Here is a 22389-nt window from a genome sequence, read left to right on the forward strand (position 1 = left end):
CGGCTCACGACTGCAGCACCTTGGGCGCCTCGTAGCGATGGAAGCCGTCGAAGGGCTTGACCGCATCGCGCTGCTGCGCCTCGGGCGCCGCCGCGACGTGGCCCCAGCCGAGGCGCACCTGCGGGCGCGCGCCGTCGATGCGCAACACGCTGCCGCTGATGAAGGACGCCGCCGGGCTGAGCAGGAAGACGATGCCCGCCGAGGTTTCGGCTTCGGTGCCGAAGCGCCCGGCTGGAACCGTCGCGCGCATGTCGCGCAGCATCGCACCCGCTTCCGGCGGGTAGTGGTCCATGCCGCTCGACGCGATGTAGCCGGGCGCCACGGCGTTCACGCGCACGCCGCTCTTGGCCCACTCCAGCGCCGCCGTTTCGGTGAAGCTCACCATGCCCGCCCGCGCCGCGCCGCTGTGCGCCATGCCGGGCATCGAGCCCCAGATGTCGGCCACGATGTTGACGATCGCGCCGCCATGCGCCTGCATGGACTGCTTGTAGCACTCGCGCGCCACCAGGAAGCCGCCGGTGAGGTTGGTCGCCACGACGGCATCCCAGCCCTTGGCACTGATGTCTTCCAGCGGCGTGATGTACTGGCCGCCGGCGTTGTTCACCAGGCCGTGGATGCGCCCATGCGCCACCACGATCGCCTGGACCACGTCCTGCACCTGCAGCTCGCTGCGGATGTCGCAGGCATGGAAGGCGCAGCGGCCGCCGTCGGCGACGATCTCGCTGGCGACGTGCTGCAGCTTGTCCAGCTTGCGTCCCAGCAGCACCACGTGCGCGCCCAGCGCCGCGAGTTCGTGCGCGGTGCAGCGCCCTATGCCGGAGCCGCCCCCGGTGACCAGCACCACCTGGCCCTGGAAGAGCCCGGAATGGAAGACGGAGCGATAGCCCTTGTGCTTGTCGTTCATGCGGTTTCCCCGATGAAAAGGCCCATGGCGGCCGCAGTCAATTCGTCCAGCGAGGCGCCCTTGCGGCTGTCGAACCACTGGGCCGACCAGTTGAGGGCGCCGAAGATCAGCAGGCGGGCCAACTTGACTTCCGCCTTCAGCCGGCCCGCGGCATGCAGCGCTTCAAGCACCGGCACCCAGGGCGCTTCGTAGGCGCCCTGCAAGGCGGCCAGCGACGTGCGCTGGCGCGGCGTGATCGAGCGCGCCTCGTACAGCATCACGGGAATGAAGTCGCTGCCGGCGCCGAGCAGCACCTCGAAGTGATTCCGCACGAGCACCCGCAGCGCCTGCGCCGGTTCGGCCGCGCCCGAGCTTTCCAGCACGCGCGCCTGGCGCTCCAGCGCCGAACGCATGCCCTCTTCCATCACGGCGAACAGCAGCGCCTGCTTGCTCTTGAAGTGATAGAAGGGCGAGCCGCTCTGCATGCCGGCGGCGGCGGCGATGTCGCGGGTACTGGTGGCGGCGAAGCCCTTGCGCCGGAACAGCTTCGCCGCGCCGACGATCAGCGCGCGCCGGCGATTGCCGTCGTCGCGCTCGTCGACCGTCTTGCGCGGGCGGCCGCGCGGGCGCTTGGCAGGTGCGGTGGAACGGGCGGGCACAAGGTCCATTTGGACCGCGACGTTAGCAGGTCGCCGGAATTACGGCAAGCGGGCGCTCGGTGAAATTAATTCTTGTCATCCCCGCGCAGGCGGGGACCCAGGACGGCGCGCAGCGCCTGCTTCAATGCCCTGGATTCCCGCCTCCGCGGGAATGACGGGAGAAGGCTACTTCTTCCCCAAACTCAACTCGAACAAGACCGTCGGAATCGAGAAGTCCCCGAACTCCGGCCCCAGCGCGATCTCGCCGCTGTCGTGCAGCACGCAGTCGTCGCGCCGCAGCTTCAGCTCGGTCGGCGCGCCCTGGAAGCGCACGCAGGTGCCGTAGCTGCTCAAGTCGACCAGCACGAAGGAATCGTTGCGCCAGTCGATGCGGGCATGCAGGCGCGACACGCGCGGATCGGCCACCACGAATTCGGCTTCGCGCACCCGCCCAAGATGGATCGGCAACTGGCCGGTGGTGTACTCGACGGCCTGGTCCAGGTAGCGAAGCTGCAGCTTGCCTTGCACCACCGGCTTGAAGGGGCTGCGCTTGCCGGGGTCGAAGGCCGGCAGCGTCATCATGTCGGTGGACGCGTCTTCCTGCCAGTCGATGCGGTAGACGTTGGTGGCCTGCGCCTTGCCGCGGATCGGCACCGGGCCCAGCGGATGGAAGCGCGCGCCGGGTGGCGGCGCCTGCAGCTGGCCGACCACGTCCGCGCTGGCCCAGATCTGCCGGGCGCCCGACAGGTCGGAAAGGCGGGACGCGACGTTGACGGCGTCGCCGTAGCAGTCGCCGTCCTGCTCGACGATGTCGCCGGAGTCCAGGCCCACCTGCAGCTGCAGCTTCTGCACCGGACCGCGCGCGGTCTGGCGGCGCGCATGCTCGCGCTGCATCTGCACCACGGCCTGCACGGCGCTGCCGCCGTCCGGGAAGAGCGCCAGGACCCCGTCGCCCAGCATCTTGACGACGCGGCCGTCGTAGTCGGTCACGACCTGCGCGATCCAGTCGGTCAGCGCGGTGATGGCCTGCGTGGCCTTGGCGTTGCCCAGGGCCTCGAAGACGCCCGTGCTGCCGGTGAGGTCGGCGAACATCACCGTCGTCTTTGCCGTCATGGCTCCCTGGCGTAGTTAGGTCCGGGCCAGTTTAGCCTCATTGGCCGCCGGACTCCGCCAGGCACTCTGCCAAATAGTGCGCAGTCCGGCTCTCCCGCACCCGCGCGACCTGCTCCGGCGTGCCCGCGGCCACCACCCGGCCACCTTGCTCGCCGGCGCCCGGCCCCATGTCGATCACCCAGTCGCTCTGGGCCACGACCCGCATTTCGTGCTCCACCACGACGACCGTGTTGCCCTCGTCCACCAGCCGCTGCAGCTGCGCCATCAGGCGGTCGGCGTCGGAGGCGTGCAGGCCGGTGGTCGGTTCGTCCAGCACGTACAAGGTGTCACCGCGGTGCATGCGCTGCAGCTCGGTGGCCAGCTTGATGCGCTGCGCTTCGCCGCCGGAGAGTTCGGTGGCCGGCTGGCCGAGGCGCAGGTAGCCCAGGCCGATGTCCAGCAGCACCTGCAGCGGACGCTGCACGGCCGGCTCCTCCGCGAAGAAAGCCGCCGCCTCTTCGACGGTCATCGCCAGCACTTCGGCGATGCTCTTGCCGTTCCACTGGATCTCCAGCGTCGGCGCGTTGTAGCGCGCGCCGTGGCACGCGGGGCAAGGCGCGTACACGCTGGGCATGAACAGCAGCTCCACCGACACGAAGCCTTCGCCCTCGCAGGTGTCGCAGCGGCCCTTGGGCACGTTGAAGGAGAAGCGGCCCGCGTCGTAGCGGCGCCTGCGCGCGGCCGGCGTCGCCGCGAACAGCTTGCGCACGGCATCGAAGAGGCCGGTGTAGGTCGCGAGATTGGAACGCGGGGTGCGGCCGATCGGCTTCTGGTCCACCTGCACCAGCCGGCGGATCGCCCCGGTGTCGCCGGCGAGGCGCCCCGACCACGAGCCGTCGCGCGCGCTCGGCTCGTAGGCCGCTTCGTCAGCTTCTTCCTCGCCGTCGGGCACGTCGCTGCCCAGGTGCTGCGCCACCAGTTCCAGCAATGCGCGGCTGACCAGCGTGGATTTGCCGGAGCCCGACACGCCGGTGACCGCGGTCAGGCAGCCGAGCGGAATCGCGGCATCGAGGTGATCGAGGTTGTTGCGGGTGATGGCTTCCAGCCGCAACCAGCCGCGTGGCGCACGCGCTTCCTTGCGCGGCAGCGGCACCTCGCCGAACAGGTGGCGCCGCGTCTGCGAGCGCTCGACCTGCGCCAGGCCCGCCGGCTCGCCGCTGTACAGGACTTCGCCGCCGCGTTCGCCGGCCGCGGGGCCCACGTCCACCAGCCAATCGGCGTTGCGCATCAGCGCCAGGTCGTGCTCCACCACGTACACGGAATTCCCCGACGCCTTCAGCCGCTGCAAGGCTTCCAGCAGGGCCACGCCGTCGGCGGGATGCAGGCCGGCCGAGGGTTCGTCCAGCACGTAGATCACGCCGAACAGCTGCGAGCCGAGCTGCGTGGCCAGGCGCAGCCGCTGCAGCTCGCCCGGCGACAGGGTCGGCGTGCTGCGTTCCAGCGTGAGGTAGCCCAGTCCCAATTGGCGCAAGGTCTGCAGGCGCTGCACCGCGTCCTGACCCAGGCGCTGCGCCGCCAGGCGCTTCTCCTCGGACACCGCGGAGGTCAGCCGCACGTCCGGTGCGCCCGCATGCGAGGCACCGCCCTTGGCCACGCGCGCTTGCGTCGCCTTGCGCGAGGCGGAGCGGCTGATCCTGTCGCTTTCCGGCACGAGTCGATCGAGGTGGCCTTCGGCAGCGGGTCGCAGGACCTCCAGCACCTGCTCGATCGGCAGCTGCGACAGCGCACCGATGTCGTAGCCGGCGAAAGTGACCTGCAGCGCCTCGCGTTTCAGGCGCTTGCCTTCGCACGCGGGACAGGCACTGCTCACCATGTAATGGCTCACGCGCTTTTTCATCATCGCGCTCTGGCTGTGCGCGAAGGTGTGCAGCACGTAGTTCCTGGCGCTGGTGAAGGTGCCCATGTAGGCGGGCTCGGTCTTCGCCCGCAAGGCCTGCTTGGTCTCCTTCGGCGTGAAGCCGGGATACACCGGCACCGTCGGCGTCTCGTCGGTGAACAGGATCCAGTCGCGCACCTTCTTCGGCAGCTCGCGCCAGGGCGTGTCGACGTCGTAGCCCAGGGTGACCAGGATGTCGCGCAGGTTCTGCCCGTGCCAGGCCGGCGGCCAGGCCGCGATGGCGCGTTCGCGGATGGTGAGCGAGTCGTCCGGCACCATCGACGCCTCGGTGGCGTCGTAGATGCGGCCCTGGCCGTGGCAGCGCGGGCAGGCGCCTTGCGGCGTGTTGGGCGAGAAGTCCTCCGCGTACAGCATGGGCTGGCCCGGCGGATAGTGGCCCACGCGCGAATAGAGCATGCGCAGGATGCTGGAGAGCGTGGTCACGCTGCCGACCGAGGAGCGCGTGCTGGGCGTGCCGCGCTGCTGTTGCAGCGCCACCGCCGGCGGCAGGCCGTCGATGGAGTCGACCTCGGGCACGCCGGCCTGGTCGATCAGGCGCCGGGCATAGGGCGACACCGACTCGAGGTAGCGCCGTTGCGCTTCGGCATAGATCGTGCCGAACGCGAGCGAGGACTTGCCCGAGCCCGAGACGCCGCTGAACACCACCAGCGCGTCGCGCGGGATGTCGACGTCGACGTCCTTGAGGTTGTGTTCGCGCGCGCCGCGCACGCGCACGTAACCGCGTTCGCGCGCGTCCGTTGCCGGCGGCGAGCGCTCCTCCGTGGCCGGGTTGGTGTTGTGGATGCGTTCCTTGCCCATGCTGCCACGCTAGGGCTTGCCTGCCCCCAGCCCGGTCAGACGGGACTGTCGCCCCTCGTAGGGGTTCGCGCAGCGACCCCACCACCCCACTTGCTGAGCCACACGCCCAGCGCCGTCGCGGTGCCGTACAAGGCCATCGCGCCACCCACCACGGCAAACAGCGCCCAGGGCTGCGGCGCGATCCTCGCCACGGCATGGCCGGCCAGCAGTACGAACAGGAAGCGCAGGAAGGAGGCAGCGACCGGCGCCGCGACATTGCCGGCGCCCTGCGCGGCGAAGTAAAGCGTGAGGCCGAGGCCGAAGAGGCCGAAGCCCGGCCCCGCCCAGCGCAGGTAGCTGCGCGCATGGGCGAGCACGGCCGGGTCGCTGCTGAACCAGCGCGCCCACAGGTCGGGCGCGACGAGCAGCAGCACGCCGATGCTGCCCAGCAAGGTCGCCGACACCGCGCCCGCGGTCCAGGCGACGCGGCGCGCCCGCGCGACGTCGCCCGCGCCGATGGCCATGCCGACCATGGGCACCGCGGCGACGCCGACGCCGAAGGCGATCGGCACCAGCAGGAACTCCAGGCGCGAGCCGATGCCGTAGCCGGCCAGCGCATCGTTGCCGTGCGCGGCCACCAGCGAAGTCACCACCAGCACCGTGCCTATGGTGAGCAGCGGCGACAGGCAGGCCAGCGCGCCGACGCGCAGGATGTCCTGGAACAGCGGCCACTGCAGGCGTACGCCGCCCAGGGCCAGGCGGATACGCGCCGGCCCTTGCCGCAGGTACCACCAGAGCGCGATCGCCGCGGTGTAGTAGGCGATCACCTGGCCGAGCGCCACGCCGCGCATGCCCAGGCGCGGCACGCCCAGCAGGCCGAGTCCCAGCACCGAACCGAAGGCCACCTGCAGCAGGGCCGCGGCGAGGATGGAGCCGGAGGGCAGCCGCATGTTGCCGCTGCCGCGCACCAGCGAGATCAGGGTGTTGAACAGCCAGATCGCCGGGATGGCGCAGAAGGCCCAGGCGCCGTAGACCTGCGCCTGTTCGAGCACCTCACCGCTGCCGCCGAGGCCGCGGAAGAGTGCGGGCCCGAAGACCCACAGCAGCAAGGTGAAGGACAGGCCCGCGGCGACGCCGATGCACAGCGCGTGCACGGCCAGCGCACGCGCCTTCTCCGCCTGCCCGCCGCCCAGCGCGCGGCTGATCGCCGACGACACGCCGCCACCCATCGCGCCCGCCGAGAACATCTGCATCAGCATGACGAAGGGAAACACCAGCGCCATCGCGGCCAGCGCGGTCTTGCCGAGAAGGCCCACGTAGAGCGTCTCGCCGATGCCGACCGCGGTGGCCGCCGCCATCGCGAAGACGTTGGGCACGGCCAGGCGCAGCAGCGTGGGGAGGATGGGGCCTTGCAGCAGGGGCGACGTCAAGCCAGGTTCTCCGCCCGCGCCTGCAGCAGCTCCTTCTCCCGCGCGTTCCCCGCCAGCGCCGCCGCCTGCAGGAAGGCTTCGCGCGCCTCGGCATTGCGCCCCAGCTTGGCCAGCAGGTCGCCGCGCACGCTGGGCAGCCACTGGTAGTTGCGCAAGGCCTTGTCATCGAGCAGGAGGTCGACGATCGCCAGGCCGGCGGCGGGTCCTTCGGCCATGGATACCGCCACCGCGCGATTGAGCTCCACCACCGGCGACGGCGCCACCTGCGCAAGCTGTGCGTACAGCGAGGCGATGCGCGCCCAGTCCGTAGCGGCGGCGGTGGTGGCGCGCGCGTGGCAGGCCGCGATGGCCGCTTGCAGCGCGTACACGCCTTGCGCGCCGCCTAGCGCTTCCGCGCGCGCCAGCGCGGCCAGGCCGCGGCGCACCAGCAGGTGGTCCCAGCGGGCGCGGTCCTGGTCCTGCAGCAGGATGGGCCGGCCGGCACGGTCCGTGCGCGCCGGCAGGCGCGAGGACTGCAGCTCCAGCAGCGCGGCCAGGCCGTGCGCTTCCGGCTCCTGGTTCGCCAGCTCCGCCAGCATGCGCGCCAGCCGCAATGCCTCCTGCGCAAGCGCCGGCCGCATCCAGTCCTCGCCGGCCGTCGCCGTGTAGCCCTCGTTGAACACGAGGTAGATCACCTCCAGCACCGAGGCCAGCCGCGGGCCGAGCTCGGCGCCGCGCGGCACTTCGTACGGCACCTTGGCCTCGCTCAGGGTGCGCTTGGCGCGCACGATGCGCTGCGCGATCGTCGGCTCGGGCACGAGGAAGGCGCGCGCGATCTCGTGCGTGCCCAGGCCGCCCAGCAGCTTCAGCGTGAGCGCCACCCGCGCCTGCGCCGGCAGCACCGGATGGCAGGCGGTGAAGATCAGGCGCAGCAGGTCGTCGCCGATATCGTCCTGGCGCGCCGCATCGAGCGCGTCGACGAAGTCCGGCACCACCAGCGCTTCCTGCGCCTCGAGGTCGAGGCCCAGCTCCTCGAGCTTCTCGCCCTGCATCTTCAGGCGCCGCAGGTGGTCGAGCGCGCGCCGCTTGGCGGTGGTCATCAGCCAGGCGCCCGGGTTGTCCGGGACGCCGTCGCGCGGCCAGTGCTCGAGCGCGGCGACCAGCGCGTCCTGCGCCAGTTCCTCCGCGACGCCGATGTCGCGCACCATGCGCGCGACCGCGGCGACGATGCGCGCCGACTCGATGCGCCAGACCGCCGCGATCGCCTGGTGGGTCGCCGAATGCATCTGCGCTGCGGCCTCAGGCGTGCGGCGGCGCGGCGTTCGGGTCCATCCACATCAGCTCCCAGACGTGGCCGTCGAGGTCCTCGAAGCCGTGGCCGTACATGAAGCCGTGGTCCTGCGGCGCATTGGGTGCGGTGCCGCCGGCGGCCAGCGCCTTCTGCACCAGCGCGTCGACCTCGGCGCGGCTCTCGCACGACAGGCACACCAGCACTTCGGTGGACTTCTTCGCGTCCGAGATCGGCTTCTTGGTGAACGACTGGAAGAACGGCTCGACCAGCAGCATCGCGTAGCTGGCGCCGTCGTTGATCACCATGCAGGCGCCCTGCTCGTTGGTGAACTGCGGATTGAACGTGAAGCCGAGCGCGCCGAAGAAGGCCTTGCTGCGCTCCATGTTCTTGATGGGAAGGTTGACGAAGATCTGGCGGGCCATCGTGGAACTCCTTGGTGTTTTCTTACTGCATGCCCAGGTCGCGGAAGCGCTGCTCGGTCTCGGGCCGGAGCATGCCTTCGAAGTCTTCCATCTCGTACAGCTGCCGCACCTCGATGTGGCAGGCCATGCCTTCGCCGACCGGATTCGGGAAGCGGCGCGTCCACTCGATGGCTTCGTCGCGGGTGCGGGTCTGGATCAGGGTGTAGCCCGCCACCAGTTCCTTGCTTTCGGTGAAAGGCCCGTCGACGACGGTGCGCTTGCCGCCGTCGTACTGCACGCGCCAGCCCTTGCTGCTCGGCTGCAGGCCGGAAGCATCGAGCAGCACGCCGGCGCGCGACAGCTCCTCGTGGTACGCCCCCATGGCGGCGAACAGCGGCTCGGGGTTGGGCGGGAAACGGCCGGCCTCGCTGTCGGGCGTGGCCTTGACGATGATCATGAAGCGCATGGCGGACTCCTTCGGGTTGGGGAAGCCGCGTTTGGGCGGCTTCTCTGGACACGACGAACGAGGGCTGGCGGAATCGACATGGGGTGCAAAAAACGCAAAGCCGGGGTTGCCACCCCGGCCTACGACTCCCCGTAGGCCGGGGTGGCAACCCCGGCTTCCCCTGCTACAGGTAACAGGGCGCCGTCTCGCGCACTTCCACGGTCGCCCACTCCGCCGCCGGGCACTCCCGCGCCAGCGCCAGCGCTTCCTCGCGCGTCTTGCAGCGCACGAGGAAGAACCCGCCGATCATCTCCTTGGCTTCGGCGAACGGGCCGTCGAGCACCGCGGCCTTGCCGGCGCGCACCTGCACTCGGGCGCCGCTGTCCTGCGGGGCCAGCGATTCGACGGCGAGGAGGAGGTCGCGCTTCTGGAGGTCTTCCGCGAAGCGCACCATGCGGTCGTAGACCGCTTCGCCCTCGGCGCGCGTGCGGGTAGCGCGCTGGCCGACGGGTTCCTGGATCAGCAGCATGTAAGCCATGCGGCCATGATAAGGGTCAGGAGGTCAGGCCCAGACCCGCGAAGCTGCTCTGGAAGGCGGTCGGCCGCGGCGGCAGGATGACCGTGGCCTGCACCAGCGCCGTGCCGTCGAACTCCTCGGACACCATCGCGCCGCCGACTTCGTCGCCGAAGGCATCGCCCAGCGCCGCATGCGTGCCGGCGGAAATCGCGACGGTGCCGGCAACGGCGTTGAATGCCATCGCCGCGGCCTGCCGGCGTTCCGCGCCGACCACCACGGCCCACTGCCGGCTCTGCGCCTGGAACACCGCCAGCGTGCAAGGCCCGGTGTAGAGGCCGACGCGGAACTGCACGGCCTCCACCGCGTGCTGCAGCGACAGCGCCATGCGCAAGGCGGCGCGCGGGCTCTTGAACAGCGTGAGCGAGCCCGGCTCCGCGCTGTGGTCGGCGCGTCCACCGTTGCTGGCGGCAAGCCAGCGCAGTTCGCGGCGCACCCGGGCGGCCTCTTCGCTGCCGGCAGCCACCGAAGGCTCGGCATGCAGCAAGGTGAGCGTGCACTGTTCGAAAGAGACGCCCCGGCCCGCCATGTCGCCGAACACCTCCTGCCAGACGGCAGGCGGCAGGGAGCGCTGGATCTTCGCGGAGAGACTCTCGAGCAGGGTGGAGGCGGTCATGTCGTCGTTCCTTGTCTTGTGGACTGCTGTTGGCAGGGATCGCAACGAATTGCTGGAACGAATTACAACTGCTTTCAAATGGCGCATCGTAGGGCGATTCACTGCGGCCCCGGAGCCAATTCCCTAACCCACGATGAAACTCAGGCGCGGACGCGCGTGAGCATGCGGCCGACCACCGACAACGCTGCCGCCACGTAGGCGAACCCGGCCGGCACCCACATCACCAGGCCACCCAGCTGCTGGTCCTGCACGGGATCGACACCGAGCGACGCCGCCGGAATGAGGTAGGCCGGATACCAGGGCGTCGGCGCAAGACTGAGCAAGGCGCCCAGTGCGGCCGTGTGCAGCATGGTGGTGAAGAGGTAGGCGACGGAAGGACCGGGGCCGTAGCGGCCGCGCGGGTCATGGCCCAGGACGGCCCACCAGAAGAACAGCGCCGTCGCCAGGAAGGAAACGTGCTGCGCGATGTGCACCGCCTCGTCGTGCAAGGCGGCATCGAACAGCGCCGGCACGTGCCAGCTCCAAAGCGCCAGCGCATGGAGGGCCCAGGCGGCGAGCGGGTCGGTGAGTGCACCCCACAGCAGCGACCAGGGGCCGCGGCCGGTCCAGCGTCCCACGGCGCGGCTTGCCCCCGCCGGCAAGGCCCAGGCCCAGGCCGCCAGCGGGCGCCCCAGGACCAGCAGCGGCGCGGCGACCACCATCAGCAGCTCGTGCTGCACCATGTGCGCCGAAAAGAGCCAGCCGCCCAGCGCGTCGAGCGGCGACACCAGGGCCATCGCCAGCGCCAGCCAACCCGCCGCGAACGCTCCGGCCTGGCGCAGCGCGATGCCGCGGCCACGCCCCGCGTTGCGCCACAGGCGCCGCACGCCTAGCGCGTAGCCACCGGCCGCCAGCAGCATCGACACCACCAGCCACGGCGCGGAATTCCAGTTCGACCAGGACGGCGGCAATTCGGCGGTGGCGTGCGCGCGGGCCGCGAGCGGCAGCGCGGCGGCCAGCATCAGGGCCAGGGCGCGCATGGCGACAGGACCAGCAGGCCGAACCACATGGCGAGAATCACCAGCGCCGAGAGCGCCGACACTGCGACCGCCAGCAGCGCCAGGAAGCGCCGCGTCGCGCCGGGAGTGCCGGCGTCGCTGTCCGGGCCGCCGGGCTCCTCACGCCGCGCCGACCAGTCACTGACGGCGAGCGCCAGCAGGACGAGCACGATGGCGAGCGCCGCGGCGGCCGCGCCGTGCAGGCCCAGCCGCGACTGGCTGGCGCACGCAGGCGTCACCTGCGCATACAGCGCGCTTTGCGCGGCCAGCGCGATGGAAGGCGAGAGCAGCAGGGCGAACCAGCTTCTCATCTCAGGTCACCCTCGCGCCCCAGTAGATCACCAGGTAGATCGGCAGCCAGGTGAGCACGACGAAGTACCAGTAGAACGAGTTCTCGCTGGCGTCGACGAAGCGCTTGCCGTCCAGCGGGCCCTTGAAGAACAGCACGGCCAGCACCAGGGTGTCGATCAGGTCGGTCACGATGTGCGTGGTGTGCAACGCCAGCAGCAGCCACACCACCGAGCCGTAGGCGCTGCTGTCCCAGCGGCAGTTCAGGGCGGCGAATTCCATGACGCGCAGCGCGACGAACGCCAGGCTGAACAACACGCTGATCACCAGCCAGCGGCGCACGCCCTGCAGCCGCAGGGCCTCGGCTTCCTTCTTGGCCATGTGCGCGGGGATGAAGCTCGCCAGCATCACGCCGGTGTTGAGCGTGCCCCAGAACAGGTCCGGCGGCGGCGCCGTCATCGGCCAAGTGGCGGAGTGGCTGCGCAGGTAGAAGTAGGCCATGACGGCCAGCGCGAACACCGTGCCTTCGATGGCCATCATCCCGAGCGTTCCCCACCACATCAGGCTGCGGTGCGAGAACACGACCGTCGGCAGCTCGCGGACGTCGAGCGCGCGCATTTCGCCGCTCATGCCTGCTTCTCCAGCGCCAGTTCTTCCGCCGCCTCGCGCCGCCGCGGCCAGAACCAGCAGATGCAGGCGATGACGACGGGCACCGTGCCCCAGACGGCCGCCCAGGGCGTGAAGATCGAGCCGATGAAGAACACGGTGGTGGCCACCGCGGTGAGGAACGGCCAGGGCGAAGGGTCGGGGAACATCGCCCGGGCGTCGGGACGCGCATCGGCGACGGTCGTCGTCAGCACTTCGCGCAGGTCCGCCGCGAGGCCGCTGACGTGGTCCGGCGTGCCCTCCGGGGCCGGCTGCCACAGCGCGTCGCGTCCGTGCACCACGGGAAGGGCGGGGAAGTTGCAGGGCCGCGGCGGCGATTCCGCCAGCCACTCGAGCGTGCCCGCACCCCATGGGTCGGCTCCCGCCAATGCTCCGGCGCGCGCGCTGCGAATCGCGTTGACCAGCGACAGCAGGATGCCGGTGGCCAGCGTGATCGCCCCGACGGTCGACAGCAGGTTCAGGTTGCCCCAGCCCATCTCGGCCGGGTAGGTGTACACGCGCCGCGGCATGCCCTGCAGCCCCAGGAGGTGCATCGGGAAGAAGGCGACGTTGAAGCCGGCGAACATCAGCCAGAAGCTCCAGCGCCCGAGCGCTTCCGACATCATCCGGCCGGTGAACTTGGGGAACCAGTAGTAGAAGGCGCCGAACAGCGGGAACACCGCGCCCCCGAGCAGCACGTAGTGCAGGTGCGCCACCACGAAGTAGCTGTCGTGCACCTGCGTGTCGATCGAAACCGAGGCCAGCATCAGCCCCGTCATGCCGCCCAGCACGAGGATGAAGAAGAAGGACAGCACGTAGAGCATCGGCGTCTTCAGCGACAGCCGCCCGGTCCACAGCGTGGCGAGCCAGCAGAAGATCTGCGTGGCGGTCGGGATCGCGATCAGCAGGCTGGCCGCGGTGAAGAAGGCCTTGCCCAGGTCCGGCAGGTTGGTGGCGAACATGTGGTGCACCCAGAGGCCGAAGGCGAGGAAGCCGGTCGCGATGAGCGACAGCACCATGGCGGTGTAGCCGAAGACGGGCCGCCGGGCGAACGTCGGCACGATGGCCGAGATGAAGCCCAGGCCGGGCAGGAAGATCAGGTAGACCTCGGGGTGGCCGAAGAACCAGAACATGTGCTGCCACAGCAGCGCGTCGCCGCCCTCGCCCGGGTTGTAGAAGTGCGTGCCGACCAGGCGGTCCAGGATCAGCAGCGTGCTGGCCGTGGCGACCGCCGGCATCGCGAACATGATCATGAACGCCGTCACCAGCATGCTCCACACGAACAGGGGAATGCGGTTGAGCGTCATGCCGGGTGCGCGCATCTTGAACACCGTGCAGATGATGACGATGGACTCCATCAGCGCAGACACCTCGGTGAAGGTGATCATCTGGGCCCAGAAGTCGCTGCGCTTGCCGGCGCCGTAGTCGGGGCCGGCCAGCGGCACGTACGAGAACCAGCCGGCGTCCGGCCCGCTGTCGAGCGCGAACACCACGTACAGCATGATCCCGCCGAACAGGAAGATCCAGTAGGCGTAGGCGTTCATGCGCGGGAAGGCGACCGAACGCGCGCCGATCATCAACGGCACCAGGTACATCGCCACCGCCTGCATCACCGGCACGGCGAACAGGAACATCATGGTGCTGCCATGCATGGTGAAGACCTGGTTGTAGAGGTCTGGTCCCATCAGCGTGTTGCCCGGGCGCGCGAGCTGCAGCCGCATCCACGCCGCCAGCAGGCCGCCCAGCGCAAAGAACACCAGCGTGGTGACGATGAAGCGCCTGGCGATCGTCTTGTGGTTGATGGCGCAGAACCAGCCGAGGAAGCCGGGCGGGTCGCTCCAGGTGGCGTCGAGCGCCTGCGCGACCGCTTCGCCGCCGGCCAGGCCGTCCTTCAGCTTGCCCTTGTGCGGGTCGGGGCGTTCGCCCAGCGGGCCTTCGTTCATTTCAGCGTCCCCAGGTAGGCGACCAGCGCGGCAAGGTCGGCGGCGGCAAGCGGCGTCGCGGGCATGTTGGTTCCGGGCTTGAATTTCTGCGGGTCGGCGATCCAGGCCGCCAGGTGGGCCGGGGTGTTGGGCAGCGTTCCTGCCGCGAGGGTCTGGCGGCTGGCGACGTGGCTGAGATCGGGCGCGTGCTTCGCGCCGGCCAGCGTGCCGGCCACGCTGTGGCACATCGCGCAGCTCGCGGCCTGGAACACCGCCTGCCCGCGCAGCGCCTGCGCGTCGGTCGGCGCAGGCGCCGCGGCCAGCTGTTGCTGACGCCATGCTTCGAACTGCGCCGGCGACTCCGCCTGCACGTTGAACGCCATGAAGGCGTGCTGCAGCCCGCAGAACTCCGCGCACTGCCCGCGGTACACGCCGGGCTGGTCGGCGCGGAAGGTCATCACCGCGGTGCGGCCGGGAATCAGGTCCTTCTTGCCGGCCAGGCTGGGCACCCACAGGCTGTGGATCACGTCTTCGGATTTCAGCTGCACGATCACCGGGCGGCCGACCGGCACGTGGATCTCGTTGGCGGTGACGAAGGTCTGGTCCGGATCGCCCAGGTACTTGATGGTCCACCACCACTGGTGGCCGGTGATCTCGATCTGCACGGCATCGGCCAGCGACAGGCGCTGCATCGCGCGATCCGTGAACACGCTGGCCACCAGCAATGCAAGCAGCAAGAGGACGGACGCGGTGACGGCGGCGACCACGCCGCGGCGCGGACCGGGCTCGGGCTGGTTCACCGTGCTCAGGTCGGGCGGCACCGGCGTGTCGACCCGCGGCGCCCGCCGCAGCGCGAGCAGCAGCCCCGCCAGCACCGCGCCGAACACCAGCGTGCACACCAGCAGGAAGATGTGCCACAGGTCGATGAAGTGCGCGGCCTGCGGGCCCATGGCCTGGAGCGCGTCGTGCAGGCCGGGGTTCATGGCTTCTTCTCCGGTTGCGCCGGCTGCTCGGAGCGCGCGTTCTCGGGGTTGCCGGAATACAGGCCGTCGGCGCGCGATGGCGCCACGTCCTTGCGCGCGCCGCCGCTCATGGACTGCACGTAGGCGACGATCTGCCAGGCCTGGTCCTCGGGAATGTGGCCGCCGAAGGAGGGCATGCCGTTGGGCCGGCCGCGCATGATGCTGGCGAAGATGCTGGCCGGGTCGCTGCCGTAGCGCCACTCGGTGTCCATCAGCGGCGGGCCCATGCCGCCGCCGCCGGCCGCGTGGCAGCCGCTGCAGTTGTACCAGCGGTACAGGCGCTTGCCCTGGCTCACCGCATACGCGTTGCGGATGTAAGGGCTGCGGTTCTCCTGCGCTTCGGTCACGCCGTCGGCGCGCGCCAGCGCCGGCTGGTTGGCCGACAGGCGCGCCGCATTCGCGCTCGGGGTGGTGTTGCCCGCGGGCGTGGTGAAGCGGCGCTGCTCGCGTTCGCAGCCGGAGAGCGCCAGCACCGCCAGCACCGCCAGCGCCGCCAGCAGCAGGACCAGCGCCCTCATGGCTGCGCCTCCACCAGGGGGACGGCGTAGTCGGCCAGGATGCGGGCGATGGCGTCGTGCCGGCGCACCAGCCAGGCGTCGAGCCGGTCGCGCAGCGCCTGGTCGCCGCGCCGCACGCCCATCGCGATCGCGAAGTCGAAGCGCTGCGTGGCCACCTGCTGCGGCGGCGCGATGCGCTGCAGTTGCAGCGGCGCCGCGCTGGCCTTGGCGAAGTAGCCAGCCTGCGGACCCCAGACGAAGGCCGCATCCAGTTCGCCGCGCGCCAGCGCGTCCACCATGCGCGCGGCCGCGGGCTGCGCGCCGACGATGGGAAAGCCCACCACGTTGTCGGTGACGCCCATCGCGGCCAGCGCGTAGCCGGGCGGCGAGGTCGCGAGGTCGTCGCCGACCAGCTGCACCCCGATGCGCCAGCGGCGCAGGCGCGGGTCGTCGAAGCCACACAGGGGCTCTTCGTCGCTGCCCTTGCGTTGCAGCAGCACGTAGCTGGAACGATAGTAGGACCGCGTATTGAGCGTGCGCTCGAAGCCCGCCGGCACGCCGACGATCAGGTCGCACAGGCCCGCGCCCATCGTCTTGCGCACGAAGCCGCGGCGGTCGGGCAGCCACGTGTATTCCAGCGGCAGGCCGAAGTCGGCGGCCACCAGTTCGGCGATGCGGTTCTCGAAGCCGGCACCGTCGGCGCGCGAATACGGCAGGTTGTCCGGGTCCGCGCACACGCGCAGCGCCGGACGCGCATCTTCCGCAGCGGCCGCGGCCAGCGCGAAGAGCACGAAGCACGAGGCCAGCAGCTTGCGCATCACTTCATCCCTGCCGGCAGCGCGAACACGTAGAGCTCGCCGCCGCGCTTGGTGGCCAGCGGCAGGTCGCGCAGCGTGTTGACCCAGCCGCCGCCGGCGGTGGCGTCGCGCGGGTCGAGGTTGCCCGACACGATGGCGCCGGCCCAGCCGCCGATGCCGGCCAGCACCGCGATGTACTGGCGTCCGTCCGGGCCTCGGTAGCTGACCGGCTGGCCGATGATTCCCGAGGCCGTCTTGAACTGCCACAGCAGCCTGCCGTTGCGCGCGTCGAAGGCCTTGAAGACGCCGTCCATGGTGCCGTAGAAGACGACGTCGCCGGCCGTCACCAGCGCGCCGCTCCACACCGGATACTCCTCGCCGATCTCCCAGGCCTTGCGCCCGGCGATCGGGTCCCAGGCGGTGAACACGCCGCGGTTGCCGCCGGGTCCCGGGTACATCTTCGCGTCGACGCCGACGAAGGGCGTGCCCGCGATGTAGCTGGCCTCGTAGGTCACCGCGTCCTGGCAGATGTTTTGGTGCGGGATGTACATCAGCCGGGTGCGCGGCGACCAGGCGGCGGGCTGCCAGTCCTTGCCGCCGGGCCCGGCCGGGCAGATGCTGCGCGTGGGTTCACCGCCGCGCGGGTTCTTCGCCGCGTTGTATTGCAGGCGCCCGGTCTGCAGGTCGACGCCGGTGGAGGTGGTGATGTGCACGAAGGGCTTGGCCGACAGCACCTGCCCCGTCGCCCGGTCCATCACGTAGAGATAGCCGTTGCGGTCCGCGCGCAGCAGCAGCTTGCGCGGCGCGCCCTGCCAGTCCAGGTCGACCAGGATGTTCTCGTTGACGCCGTCGTAGTCGTGCAGGTCGTGCGGGCTCTGCTGGTGGTACCAGATGGCCTCGCCGGTGGCGGGGCGGCGCGCGAACACGCCGGAGGTCCACTTGTTGTCGCCCGGGCGCTGGTCGGGGTTCCACGGGCCGGGGTTCGCGGTGCCGTGGTAGACCAGGTCCAGCACCGGGTCGTACGAGAGGAAGCCCCAGACCGTGCCGCCGCCGATCTTCCAGGCATCGGGCGGCCACGACTTGACGCCGAGGTCGGTGCCGCGGTCGGACGCGTACCAGGGCTTGAAGTTGGGGCCGATCAGCACGTCCTTGTCGGGGCCCGTGCTGTAGGCGCGCCACGCGATCTTGCCGGTGGCGGCATCGAGCGCCGTCAGCCAGCCACGGACGCCGAACTCGCCGCCGCTGTTGCCCACCAGCACCTTGTCCTTCACGACCAGCGGCGCCATGGTCATGCTCTCGCCCATCTTGATGTCGCCGAGCTTCGCGCGCCAGAGCTCCTTGCCGCTGCGCGCATCGAGCGCGATGGTCTGGCTGTCCAGGGTGTTGAAGAACAGGCGGCCGTCGGCGTAGGCCGCACCGCGGTTGACGGTGTCGCAGCAGGCGACGCCCTGCGCGTTCGACTCGGGCTTGGGCTCGAACTTCCACTTCAGCGGCGCGCCCGGCTTGGTCAGGTCGAGCGCGAAGACCGGATTGGGAAAGGGCCCGACGATGTACATCGTGCCGTCGGCGACGATGGGCGCGGCTTCCTGGCCGTTCTTCTGGCCGGTGGAAAAACTGAACGCCAGCTGCAGCTGGCCGGCGTTGGCCGCGGTGATCTGGGTCAGCCCGCTGAAGCGGGTGTTCGCGGGATCCTTGCCGGCGAGGCGCCATTCGCCATCGTCCGCGGGCTGGGCATGGGCGGCGGCCAGCACCAGCAGCGCGAGGCAGGTCGACAAGGTACGGCTCAACACATCATCTCCCCGATGACGACACGAGCCCCCTTCGTCTCCCGCGCCGCAGCGCGAACTCCACCTGTTATGTGGCCGCCATGCGGCTCTGCTTTATGCGGGGAAGTCTACACAGCACGCGCACTCTTGTGGTGCCCCGCGCGCCGAAAAATCCATTTGTCCCAAACTGTCGACGTCAGACCTTGCTGAAGTCGGGCTTGCGCTTCTGCATGAAGGCCGTGAAAGCCTCCTTGGCCGCCGGCTCCTGCAGCATGCGCCTAAAACTTTCGCCCTCATCCTGCATCTGCTGCAGCGTTGCGTGCTGCTGCCCCTTCTTCATCAGGCGCTTGGTTTCCACGAGGCTCGAGAGCGGCTTGCCGGCCAGCTTGCGCGCCTGCGCCTGCGCGAAATTGTTGGCTTCGGTGGGCGGCAGCACGCGGTTGACCAGGCCCACCTCGAGCGCGGCTTCGGCCATGAAGGGCTCGCCGAGCAGCAATGCCTCGGCGCCGCGGTGGTAGCCGAACATCTGCGGCACCAGCAGGCTCGAGGCCGCCTCGGGGCAGAGCCCGAGGTTGACGAAGGGCATGGAGAAGGCGGCGTTGTCGCCGGCGTAGACCAGGTCGCAGTGGAACAGCATGGTCGTGCCGACGCCGACGGCGGGCCCGCACACGGCTGCCAGCAGCGGCTTGCGGAAGGTGGCGATGCCCTGCAGGAAGCGGAACACCGGCGAGTCGTTGCCTGCGGGCGGCTGGTTCAGGAAGTCGCCGATGTCGTTGCCGGCCGAGAACACCGTCTCGTGCCCTTGCAGCACCGCGACGCGCACGTTGGCGTCTTCCTGCGCCGCATGCAGCGCATCGGCCAGCATGCCGTACATGGCGGAAGTGATCGAGTTCTTGCGCTCGAGCCGGTTGAGGGTGATGGTCATCACGCCGGCTTCGGCGTGAACCTTGATGTCGCTCATTGCAATGCCTCTTTCACGAAATCGAGCCGGTCCTGGCCCCAGTACATCTGGTCGCCGACGAAGAAGGTGGGCGCGCCGAACACGCCGCGGCCCACCGCCTGGGTGCTGTTGGCCTTGAGCTGCTCCTTGACCTCGGGGTCCGAGGCGAGGTCCTGGAACTGCGGCTTGTCGAAGCCGGCGTCCTTGATCACCATGGCGACGACGGCCGGGTCGCCCATGTTGCGGCCGTCGACCCAGATGGCGTGGAAGACCGCGTCGACGTACACCGGCATGCGCGCCGGCTGGCGCATCTGCAGGCCCACGGCGCCGCGCATCAGCATCAGCGTGTTGATCGGGAAGTGCGGGTTGTGCGCGAAGTCCACGCCGTAGCGGCGGGCGTAGCGCTGCAGGTCCTGCAGCATGTAGTGGCCCTTGGCCGGCACTTCCATCGGCGACTTGTTGCCGGTGGCCTGGAACACGCCGCCCAGCAGGAAGGGGCGGTAGACGACCTGCGCACCCGTCTCGGCGGCGATCTTGGGCAGCTGCTTCCAGGCGAGGTACGCGGCCGGGCTGCCGACGTCGAAATAGAACTCGACTTCCTTGGCCATCAGAATTTCTCCATCCAGGGACGCAGGTCCAGTTCGTGGGTCCAGGCATCGCGCGGCTGCGCGTGCAGCAGCCAGTAGTTCTCGGCGATGTGCTCGGGGTTGAGGATGCCGTCTTTTTCCTTCAGCGCATAGCGCTCGGGAAAATTCTCGCGGATGAATTCGGTGTCGATGCCGCCGTCGATCACCACGTGGGCCACGTGCAGGCCGCGCGGGCCGAGCTCGCGCGCCATGCTCTGGGCCAGGGCGCGCAGGGCGTGCTTGGCGCCGGCAAAGGCGGCGAAGTTGGCGCCTCCGCGCATCGAGGCGGTGGCACCGGTGAAGAGCAGCGTGCCCTTGCCGCGCGGCGCCATGCGCCTGGCCGCCTCGCGCGCCGTGACGAAGCCGCCGAAGCAGGCCATCTCCCAGACCTTGAAGTAGCGGCGCGCCGTTTCCTCGAGGATGGAGCTGGGCACGTTGGCGCCCACGTTGAACACGAAGACTTCCACCGGGCCGATGTCCTTCTCGATCTGCTCGAACAGGGCGACGACCTCTTCCTCCTGGCGGGCGTCGGTGCCGAAGCCGTGCGCCTGGCCGCCTTCGGCGCGAATCCTTTCCAGCAGCGGCTGCAGCTTGTCGGCGTTGCGGCGGACCGCGCACACCGTGTAGCCGCCGCGGGCGAAGCGCCGGGCGATGGCGCCGCCGGTGGCGTCCCCGGCGCCGATCACGACGGCAACGGGGTTCTGCAGCGTGGCTTCGGCCATGGCCTCACTCCTTGTAGTAGACGACCTGGTGCGTGGTGGCGAGCAGCTCGCCGGCCTCGTTCCACAGCTGGCCCGCGTGGTCGAAGTAGCCGCCGCCGAAGCCCTGGCCGCGCGCCTGCAGCAGCAGGTGGCCGGTGCCGGTGGCCTGCAGCTGCGCGCCACCGGCGTGGAAGTAGACGGTCATCGAGACGGTTCCCAGCGGCGTGAGCTTGGCGCGGCGCAGCCACAGGCGCGGGAAGAACACGTCGGCGAGCGCGGCGAGCGCGGGAAAGTCGAGCGGCCGCGGCGGCTCGTCGCGCACCCACAGCCGGCTCAGGCTCTCGCCCACGTCCTGCCCGTTCCACTCGCGCGGGATGCCGCCGGTGAGGAAGCGCATGTCGTAGCGGTGCAGCCATTCGACGCCGCGGCGCTGCGTGCGCGGCGTCTCGGCCGGCGACGGCACCTCGGGCATCGTTGCTTCGTGCTCGCCCCAGGTCGCGCGCCGCGCCGCCGTCACGACGGTGGCCGTGATGACGACCTGGTCCTCCTGCAGGACCTCGACGATCCAGTGCTGGGTGGAGCGGTTGGTGCGCGCGGGCCGCGGCCGCACGATGAAGGTGCCGTCGGCCAGCGCGGCGGCGAAGTTGACGGTGAGGGCGACCGGCTCGCCGAGCAGCTGCGGGTGCTGCAGCACGCCGTTGAGCACCTGGGCCGCCGTGATGCCGCCGTAAGGGCCGATCATGTTCGCGTAGGCTGGCGACGTGCGCCCTTGCCACAGGCCTTCGCCGTGCGGCGCCAGCGCGATCGCTTCGTCGAACACGTGGGCTGCGCCCATCCCCACCTCCGTCAGACCCGTTCGAAAATCCCCGCGGCGCCCTGGCCCATGCCCACGCACATCGTGACCATGCCGTACTTGAGATTCTTGCGCCGCAGCGCGTGCACCACTGTCGCCGAGCGGATAGCCCCGGTGGCGCCGAGGGGATGGCCCAGCGCGATGGCGCCGCCCATCGGGTTGACGCGCGACGGATCGAGCTTCAGCGTTTCGATCACGGCCAGCGACTGCGCCGCGAAGGCTTCGTTCAGCTCGATCCAGTCGATCTGCTCCTGCTTCAGGCCGGCGTTCTTCAGCGCCGCGGGAATCGCCTCGATGGGACCGATGCCCATGATGTGCGGCGGCACGCCGCGGCTGGCGTAGCTGACGAAGCGCGCCAGCGGCTGCAGGCCGAAGCGCTTGACGGCAGCCTCGCTGGCCAGGATCAGCGCACCGGCGCCGTCGGAGGTCTGCGAGCTGTTGCCGGCCGTGACGCTGCCGCGCGCGGCGAACACCGGACGCAGCTTGGCCAGCGCTTCGACGGTGGTGTCGGGGCGCGCGCCTTCGTCCAGGTTGACGGTGCGCTTGCTGATCGCCACTTCGGCGGATTCGAGGTCCAGCGAGCGGTCGGCCACTTCGATGCCGGTGATCTCGTTGGTGAACTCGCCGGCTTTCATCGCGGCGACGGCTTTCTGGTGCGACTCGTAGGCGAAGCGGTCCTGCGCTTCGCGGCTCACCTTCCACTGCTGCGCGACCTTCTCCGCCGTGAGGCCCATGCCGTAGGCGATGCCGTAGCTTTCGATGTCGTCCGGGTTGGAGAAGATGGTGGGGGACAGCGAGGGTGAGTTGCCCATCATGGGCACCATGCTCATGCTCTCCGTGCCGGCGGCGATCATCACGTCGGCCTCGCCGACGCGGATGCGGTCGGCGGCCATCTGCACCGCGGCCAGGCCGGAGGCGCAGAAGCGGTTGACCGTGATGCCGCCGACGCTCTTGGGCAGTCCGGCCAGCACCGCGCCTATGCGCGCGACGTTCAGGCCTTGCGGGCCCTCGGGGATCGCGCAGCCGCAGATGATGTCCTCGACCGCATGCGGATCGAGGCCGGGGACCTGCGCCATGGCGGCGCGCAGCACGGAGGCCAGGAGTTCATCCGGCCGCGTGTTGCGGAAGAAACCCTTGTGCGAACGCCCGATGGGCGAACGGGTGGCGGCGACGATGTAGGCGTCCTGGATTTGTTTGCTCACTGAATCAGTC

At 70.1% G+C, this 22389-nt stretch carries 23 protein-coding genes; all 23 read right to left on the reverse strand.

What is annotated here, in order from left to right:
* Nucleotides 1-4: 4 nt before the first annotated feature.
* Nucleotides 5-904 (reverse strand): SDR family oxidoreductase, encoded by a 900-nt coding sequence (locus LZ009_RS00165; RefSeq protein WP_275695856.1) that lies wholly within the window; start codon nt 902-904, stop codon nt 5-7.
* On the reverse strand, nt 901-1551 hold the full coding sequence (locus LZ009_RS00170) for a TetR/AcrR family transcriptional regulator (protein WP_275695857.1): 651 nt from the start codon (nt 1549-1551) through the stop codon (nt 901-903). Before LZ009_RS00170 ends, LZ009_RS00165 begins: the two co-directional genes overlap by 4 nt.
* A 156-nt stretch (nt 1552-1707) precedes the next feature.
* A complete protein-coding gene (locus LZ009_RS00175) occupies nt 1708-2634 on the reverse strand; it encodes an adenylate/guanylate cyclase domain-containing protein (RefSeq protein ID WP_275695858.1) in 927 nt (308 codons plus the stop codon).
* A gap of 37 nt (nt 2635-2671) precedes the next feature.
* Nucleotides 2672-5368, reverse strand: a complete 2697-nt coding sequence (locus tag LZ009_RS00180) for an excinuclease ABC subunit UvrA (RefSeq protein ID WP_275695859.1) — start codon at nt 5366-5368, stop codon at nt 2672-2674.
* A gap of 35 nt (nt 5369-5403) precedes the next feature.
* Nucleotides 5404-6777, reverse strand: coding sequence for an MATE family efflux transporter (locus LZ009_RS00185; RefSeq protein WP_275695860.1), 1374 nt, complete (start codon nt 6775-6777; stop codon nt 5404-5406).
* The gene (locus LZ009_RS00190; RefSeq protein ID WP_275695861.1) at nt 6774-8042 is read right to left on the reverse strand and encodes an RNA polymerase sigma factor; all 1269 of its coding nucleotides are present in this window, start codon (nt 8040-8042) and stop codon (nt 6774-6776) included. The genes LZ009_RS00185 and LZ009_RS00190 overlap by 4 nt, the downstream gene beginning before the upstream one ends.
* Before the next feature lie 13 nt (nt 8043-8055).
* Nucleotides 8056-8469, reverse strand: a complete 414-nt coding sequence (locus tag LZ009_RS00195; protein WP_275695862.1) for a VOC family protein — start codon at nt 8467-8469, stop codon at nt 8056-8058.
* Between the two features lie 22 nt (nt 8470-8491).
* The gene (locus tag LZ009_RS00200; RefSeq protein WP_275695863.1) at nt 8492-8914 is read right to left on the reverse strand and encodes a YciI family protein; all 423 of its coding nucleotides are present in this window, start codon (nt 8912-8914) and stop codon (nt 8492-8494) included.
* A gap of 163 nt (nt 8915-9077) precedes the next feature.
* Nucleotides 9078-9431: a YciI family protein gene (locus LZ009_RS00205; protein ID WP_275695864.1), complete on the reverse strand. Its 354-nt coding sequence runs from the start codon at nt 9429-9431 to the stop codon at nt 9078-9080.
* A 16-nt stretch (nt 9432-9447) separates the two neighbouring features.
* Nucleotides 9448-10083, reverse strand: a complete 636-nt coding sequence (locus tag LZ009_RS00210; protein WP_275695865.1) for a hypothetical protein — start codon at nt 10081-10083, stop codon at nt 9448-9450.
* A 140-nt stretch (nt 10084-10223) separates the two neighbouring features.
* On the reverse strand, nt 10224-11102 hold the full coding sequence (locus LZ009_RS00215) for a cytochrome c oxidase assembly protein (protein WP_275695866.1): 879 nt from the start codon (nt 11100-11102) through the stop codon (nt 10224-10226).
* Entirely contained in the window at nt 11084-11431 is a 348-nt protein-coding gene (locus tag LZ009_RS00220) for a hypothetical protein (protein ID WP_275695867.1), read from the reverse strand. The genes LZ009_RS00215 and LZ009_RS00220 overlap by 19 nt, the downstream gene beginning before the upstream one ends.
* A 1-nt stretch (nt 11432) precedes the next feature.
* The gene (locus LZ009_RS00225; protein ID WP_275695868.1) at nt 11433-12038 is read right to left on the reverse strand and encodes a cytochrome c oxidase subunit 3; all 606 of its coding nucleotides are present in this window, start codon (nt 12036-12038) and stop codon (nt 11433-11435) included.
* The gene (gene ctaD / locus LZ009_RS00230; RefSeq protein ID WP_275695869.1) at nt 12035-13996 is read right to left on the reverse strand and encodes a cytochrome c oxidase subunit I; all 1962 of its coding nucleotides are present in this window, start codon (nt 13994-13996) and stop codon (nt 12035-12037) included. The genes LZ009_RS00225 and ctaD overlap by 4 nt, the downstream gene beginning before the upstream one ends.
* Nucleotides 13993-14958: a cytochrome c oxidase subunit II gene (gene coxB, locus LZ009_RS00235; protein ID WP_275695870.1), complete on the reverse strand. Its 966-nt coding sequence runs from the start codon at nt 14956-14958 to the stop codon at nt 13993-13995. Before coxB ends, ctaD begins: the two co-directional genes overlap by 4 nt.
* Nucleotides 14955-15515 (reverse strand): c-type cytochrome, encoded by a 561-nt coding sequence (locus tag LZ009_RS00240; RefSeq protein WP_275695871.1) that lies wholly within the window; start codon nt 15513-15515, stop codon nt 14955-14957. Before LZ009_RS00240 ends, coxB begins: the two co-directional genes overlap by 4 nt.
* Nucleotides 15512-16312, reverse strand: a complete 801-nt coding sequence (locus tag LZ009_RS00245) for a quinoprotein dehydrogenase-associated putative ABC transporter substrate-binding protein (protein WP_275695872.1) — start codon at nt 16310-16312, stop codon at nt 15512-15514. The genes LZ009_RS00240 and LZ009_RS00245 overlap by 4 nt, the downstream gene beginning before the upstream one ends.
* Nucleotides 16312-18078: a methanol/ethanol family PQQ-dependent dehydrogenase gene (locus tag LZ009_RS00250; RefSeq protein ID WP_275695873.1), complete on the reverse strand. Its 1767-nt coding sequence runs from the start codon at nt 18076-18078 to the stop codon at nt 16312-16314. The genes LZ009_RS00245 and LZ009_RS00250 overlap by 1 nt, the downstream gene beginning before the upstream one ends.
* Nucleotides 18079-18253: 175 nt before the next feature.
* A complete protein-coding gene (locus LZ009_RS00255) occupies nt 18254-19018 on the reverse strand; it encodes an enoyl-CoA hydratase (RefSeq protein WP_275695874.1) in 765 nt (254 codons plus the stop codon).
* Complete coding sequence (locus tag LZ009_RS00260) at nt 19015-19605, reverse strand: 2-hydroxychromene-2-carboxylate isomerase (protein ID WP_275695875.1); 591 nt, start codon at nt 19603-19605, stop codon at nt 19015-19017. The genes LZ009_RS00255 and LZ009_RS00260 overlap by 4 nt, the downstream gene beginning before the upstream one ends.
* Nucleotides 19605-20345 (reverse strand): SDR family oxidoreductase, encoded by a 741-nt coding sequence (locus tag LZ009_RS00265; protein WP_275695876.1) that lies wholly within the window; start codon nt 20343-20345, stop codon nt 19605-19607. The genes LZ009_RS00260 and LZ009_RS00265 overlap by 1 nt, the downstream gene beginning before the upstream one ends.
* Nucleotides 20346-20349: 4 nt before the next feature.
* Nucleotides 20350-21159 carry an acyl-CoA thioesterase gene (locus LZ009_RS00270; protein ID WP_275695877.1) on the reverse strand — a complete coding sequence of 270 codons (810 nt, stop codon included), beginning with the start codon at nt 21157-21159 and terminating at the stop codon, nt 20350-20352.
* An 11-nt stretch (nt 21160-21170) separates the two neighbouring features.
* Nucleotides 21171-22379: an acetyl-CoA C-acyltransferase gene (locus LZ009_RS00275; protein WP_275695878.1), complete on the reverse strand. Its 1209-nt coding sequence runs from the start codon at nt 22377-22379 to the stop codon at nt 21171-21173.
* Nucleotides 22380-22389 lie beyond the last annotated feature (10 nt).

This window comes from Ramlibacter paludis (assembly GCF_022012305.1).
In the GTDB taxonomy this organism is placed as follows: domain Bacteria; phylum Pseudomonadota; class Gammaproteobacteria; order Burkholderiales; family Burkholderiaceae_C; genus Ramlibacter; species Ramlibacter paludis.